The sequence below is a fragment of the Streptomyces sp. NPDC104096 genome, from assembly GCF_055584385.1.
In genome coordinates this window covers 13638-18907 of record NZ_JBVJMD010000091.1, presented here as the reverse complement: position 1 = coordinate 18907, position 5270 = coordinate 13638, and the positions used below count along the sequence as shown (strand labels likewise).

General features: G+C 69.2%; 4 protein-coding genes. 1 reads left to right on the top strand and 3 read right to left on the bottom strand.

All coding sequences use genetic code 11. The features are described 5' to 3' along the window. The coding region (locus ACZ60B_RS40520) for a transposase (RefSeq protein ID WP_469396505.1) at nucleotides 1-301 on the bottom strand (301 nt) is incomplete at its 3' end. 1092 nt (nucleotides 302-1393) lie between these two features. On the opposite strand from ACZ60B_RS40520, the gene ACZ60B_RS40515 reads away from it, so the two are divergent. Continuing rightward, nucleotides 1394-2005: a hypothetical protein gene (locus tag ACZ60B_RS40515; RefSeq protein WP_469396503.1), complete on the top strand. Its 612-nt coding sequence runs from the start codon at nucleotides 1394-1396 to the stop codon at nucleotides 2003-2005. 256 nt (nucleotides 2006-2261) lie between these two features. Here ACZ60B_RS40515 and ACZ60B_RS40510 read toward each other — a convergent pair whose 3' ends face one another. Both ACZ60B_RS40510 and ACZ60B_RS40505 read right to left on the bottom strand, forming a co-directional pair. Next, nucleotides 2262-3614 carry a hypothetical protein gene (locus tag ACZ60B_RS40510; protein WP_469396500.1) on the bottom strand — a complete coding sequence of 451 codons (1353 nt, stop codon included), beginning with the start codon at nucleotides 3612-3614 and terminating at the stop codon, nucleotides 2262-2264. 307 nt (nucleotides 3615-3921) lie between these two features. Then, nucleotides 3922-5270, bottom strand: a 1349-nt coding sequence (locus tag ACZ60B_RS40505; RefSeq protein WP_469396498.1) for a hypothetical protein, incomplete at its 5' end; no start/stop codon positions are given.

Below are 5270 nucleotides of genomic sequence, written 5' to 3'. Positions count from 1 at the left end.
AAGGGCAGAGCGGGTGACGGTGGCCGCCTTGTGCCGCGGTGAGGAGGACGCGTTTGCGGAGCAGGGGGAGCTTGGCTCGTCCGAACATCTGGCGCTTGATCATCTTGATGTGGTTGACGCGGCCCTCGACGGGGCCGGAGTTGCGGTGGGTGCTCAGGCCCTGGACAACGGCGTCCCAGTCCTTCTCCGGGCCGATGGCGAAGGCGTGCAGCCGGGGCAGGTCCGCGGCTCGGGTGGCGGTGATCCAGTCCTTGAGGTGCCGGCCGGAGCGGCTCTGGAGGCTGGCCGGTCTCGCAGTCAACGAGGACGGTCCCATAGTGATGCCCCCGGCGGGTGGCGAAGTCATCGACCCCCGGCACTTTCGGGACGGCCCAGGCGGGATCGGGCAGAGCCATGATCGCCCGCAGGAGCGTTGTCCGGCTCACCCTGATATGCAGGGCGGCTGCCAGGCGGGCACCGGCGCGGCCGGCGAGCGCGACGGCAACCGCCTCCAAGAGATGTCGGGAGGAGGGTGTTCGACGTCCATGGCGAATGGTCGGCCCGTCGACCTGTTCAGCGAACGTACGGCGTGTGCAAGCAGGGTTCTCGCAGTACAGACGTCGCACCGTCGGTTCGGTCACGACTGGCCGATCACCGACTGGCCTGTCCTCAAGGCGCCTTGCGTACACGCTGTGGACTCGATTGGACACCGTCGCACACCCAGGGCAAGCGACCTCGATCGGCTGGGTTCTCGCGACCAGGCGGACCACCCCGCACTCGAAGAACACGCGCTCCAACAGCAACGCTCTGACATACGGAAACAGGTCACCGACGAGGTCATGACACCGCACCACGGTCCCAGATGATGTGGCATCACCGTGGCGAAACCTTGTAGATCGTTCTCACGGAATGTGTGCCAGAACCCATTTGGAATGGACGAGGCCAGGAGCCCGACATCCCCCACGAAGACCCCGCCACCGCCACAACAGGAAGAAGAGGCCGGGAACGAGACAGAGGCCGGGGTGCGCTACGGGGGATCGGGCGGCCCTGTGCTCCGCTCGCGCGTCGGCGGCCCGCGCGCGAGCTGGGCGCGGGCGGGCCGGCAAACTGCCCGGCCACCCCCTGGCGGGTGATCTTGGGTGGGGAGCGTGACCGGGTGGGTGGGCGGCGGGGTTGATCGCGTATGCGCCTGACCCGACGCCTGCTCGCTTCGGCGGCCGTTCATCGATGCGGGCGTCACCCCGACGCGGGAGCAAGCCCCCGGATCAGGTCGAACCCGTACGCCACTTCTCTGGACGCAACCCTTCCGGGCACGGGAGCCTCACCAGGTCTGAGGGCTGGGTTGAAGGGCAGGCGGCTGCCTGGGTCCGGCCCTACTCTGGCAGATGTCAGATGCTCTAGCTCCGAGGCCTGGATGGAACTTCTTCTGCCCGTCACCCTCGATGAAGTGGTCGCTGTCTGGCTTGGTGCTGAGGTTCGCTCCGATCGGTTCGGCGCCCTTGTGGGCAGTCTGCTGCGGCGCGATGGTCTGCCTGCGGCGCTGGTGACGGACCCGGATCTCACCGATGGGCAGGCGAATGCCGCTCGGCTGGGTCTGCTGCGCGAGTACCGCGGATTCGACCAGGCGGACACTTCCTTCGAGTCCTATGTCGGAGGGCTGCCTGTACGGCACCTGGGTTGGTGGCGGGTGCGTATCGACGCGGCTGATGTGGCCCGTGTGCACTACATCAACTGGGACTACTGGGTGGACGTCACCGGCGGGACCCGTCTGGCGGCCACGTTCGCGTCGGGAAAGCCGGCCGGCCTGGATGAGGCTGACGCGTTCTACACCGCGTTGCGGGATGCTTTCGTGGCCGACGCATCGGTTCCTGAGATCATTCTGGTCGATTCCGGTCCCGGCACGCGGCTCGTCGTCCTGGAAGGCCATGTACGGGCCACTGCCATGGCAATGGCCGGCGGCAGGCTGAAGGCCCGCACGGCGCTTCTGGGGCGCGGCGAGGCGGTCGCGGAGCAGTGGTTCTACTGACCCGGCGGCGTTGCGCGAGGGCGGCCGGGCCAGGTGCTCGCGCACCCTGGGCCGGCAGACGTGCACAACCAGCTCAGAACTTGTGCCACGTCTTCTTTTCGCAGGTCACAGCACTGTAGAGCGGGGTGATGCTCTGGCTTTGCCCTGCAGTCAGGGGTCCACGGACCGCGGGCGCGCAGCCGGCCGAGCCGGCGGTCGTGACGGCGGACGGGGGCGGTACGCGGGGGCACCGCCCCCTTTCTGGCGTCTTGGATGGTCAGTTCGTGGGGGTGATGGTGATGGTGTCCTGGGCGGTGGCGAAGACGGGCTGGCCCAGCTGGATGCCGACGAGGGCTCGTCCGTGCGGGGCTGTGGCCTCGGCGTGCACGGCCGGGTAGATGGATACCCAGGCGTCGTTGCCGGGGCCGCTGGGGATTAGGTCCAGGGGCACGGCGGGGCAGGTGAGGGTGCGGTGGTCGGCCGAGAGCACTCCCAGCGCGACGGCCTCGTGGCTTTCGTCGTCCCAGCGGGTGAAGGCCACCTGGTCTTCGGTGAACCGTAGGCCTTCGGGGGCGGTGAAGACGACCTTGGTGGTGGTGATGGTGCGCTGGCCGGTGTTGCGGATGACGAAGGCCGGGTAGAGCCAGAGGTCCTGGCCCGCGGTCGCAGTCAGGGTCTGTGTCTTGACGGTGGCGCGCAGTCCGGTGTCGATGCGGGCCGGTGCTTTGTAGCGGTAGTAGATGCTGCCGATCTGGAAGGCGTCCTCCGGTTTGGCTTGGTCCCAGCGCAGGCTGCTGGGCGAGCCGTCGGGGTCGGCGGACTGCGGCCAGACGAGGAAGCGGTAGTAGCCCGGCTTGTCGCCCAGCTGCCGCAGGTCGATTCCCGGCAGGGTGACCTTGCGGCCGGTGCCGCTGTCCTTGTGCCCCGTGGCTTTGTGCAGTTGCGGGGTGGGGGTGTAGTGCGAAGGCGTTCCGTCCTCGTGGACGAGCTGGTAGTAGACGTGATCGCTGTGGCTGCCCGGCACGCCCTGCTCGTCCTGGCGCAGGTTGACCAGGTCGATGACGAACTTGTCCCCCGGGATGCGGCCGCTGTCGGTGACGTAGCCGAAGCCGGCCTGGCTGTTGGGTTCGCCGCCCCAGACGGTGTCGTAGGGCAGCCGGACGAAGGGCCGGCCGACCATTTCCGGGTCGCTGCGCTGCCAGGCTGCGGCGAGCACCTCGATTTCCGGGGTGGCCGTGCGGACCTCGCCGGTGTCGAGCGTGACGTCGACGCGGATCTGGTACTTGCGGCTGTAGGCGGGGCGGGGGTCGGCGTCGACGTTGAGGTCGCCGCGCAGGGTGAAGGTGATCAGGTCGGCGTCGTCGAGGAAGGTGAGGTCGATGATCTCGTACTCCTGGTCGATGCCGCCGCGGCCCCGCTTGACCTCGGTTGCGGCGAGGTCGGCCTGTCCGTTGCCGGTGTAGGAGTACTTGATCTCTTTGATCTTCACCCCGACGGGGACCCGGATGCGGCCGTCGTAGCGGAATTCGCTGTCCCACACGGCGAAACGGTTGGCGTGGCCGAGGGTGCGGATGCTGGTGCCTTCGGGGTCGAGCGGCGTGCAGCTAGGGGGTGTCGCCGGACTGCTCATGGGTGCTCTCTGCTTCCTGTCGGGCGTGCGAGGGACGGACGGCATGGGGGAGGGATTCTCACGAGGCGGGGTTCCTCGCGCTGTGCTACCGGCGCGGTCATCGGTGCGGACGGCGGCCCGTCTGCCGTGGGGCGGTGTCTTCGGTTGTTGCAGGCGGCTCTGGTGACGAGCCCGTCATCGGGGCCGCGGGGCGGCCGTCGGCGATGGCCGCCGGCCGGCGATGCGGAAAGTGCCCTGTCGAAGGGGCCCGGTCCAGTCCAGGGCCCAGTCCGGGGCAGGGCCGGGTCAGACCGGGTGGGCCGTGGTGTTATGCCTTGATGGTGACGGTGGCGTTGCCGGTGGCGAAGGGCGGGGTTCCGATCCGGATGCCGACGCGTACGGCGCCGGTCGCGGCGTCGGATTCGACTTCCATCTCGGGGTAGAGGAGGGCCCACTTGCCGGGGTCCAGGTCGAGGGCGGCGCCCCGGAGTGTCAGGGTCCGGTTGCCGCTGGAGCGCTGCCCGGTCAGTTCGGTCTCACCGGTACGTCCTTCGCTGGACATCATCACCCGGTTCTCGGTGAACCACAGGCCCTCAGGAGCGGTGAAGACGATGTCCGCAGGGCCGATCCGGGTCTGCCCGGTGTTGGTGAGGGTCATCACGACGGGGTAGGCCCACTGCTGGCCGGGCCGCACCCGTGCTTGGTCGAGACGGCTCTGGACGATGCGGACGGTGTGCTCGGCCGCGGCGCCGGTGATCTTGGCCAGGATCTGCACGGGGGAGCGTCGGCCGATGCTGGCCGAGCCGTCACTTGCCAGGCCGGGTGTGGCGTCGGACTGGGCGCGCAGGCCGAGGCTGTAGACGAGGGTGCCGGCGTCGGTGTCGGCGGTGTTCAGGTGCGGGTTGTCGCGGATGACCAGGGTGCGGCCGGCGTCGTAGATCTCGTGCTCCAGTTCGCCGGTGATCGCGCCCTGGACGGTGTCGGGGTAGGTGTAGGTGGGCCGACCGGTGAAGGCGAAGCCGGTGGGAGCGGTGAAGCGCTGGGTGATGATGCCGGGGTTGACCGGCTGGCCGACGGGTGAGACGAAGCGCAGCAGGAGGCGGGCCGACTGGCCGGGTGCGGCCTCGGGGATGTTCTCCTGGTAGACGGTCAGGGCTCGCTCATCGGCGACCGGTTCGGGGACGACGACGGTGACGGGCAGGGTGAAGCTGTTGTCCTTGAGGTTGAGGTCGCCGCCGTACTGGATCTCCAGCGTGGACTCGTACGTGCCCGGTTTTGCGGTGTCGACGGCGCGGACGCGGAACACACCGTCGAGCGAGCCCTTGCCGGGGGCCAGGTCGGTGCCGGGGAAGGTGCGGGTCAGGCGTCGGCCGTTGTTCTCGCGGGCGCTTTCGAGGCCGTCGGCCAGGGTGAGCACGACCGTGATGTGCTCTCCGCTGGCGATGGCGGGGCCGCGGTTGTGGACCCGGGCACCCAGGTCGAACTCCTGGCGGCGGGGGACCATGACGGGCAGGACGAGCTCGCCGTACAGGTCGGCGACGGGCGGGGGCGGCGGGGTCATCGTCGCCGCTCCGAACACCTTGCGCACGCGGTGGTTGGAGTTGTCGGCGATGTACAGGTCGCCGGAGGGGGCCACGGCCACGCCGTAGGGGTAGTAGAGCTGCTGGCCCACCGCCG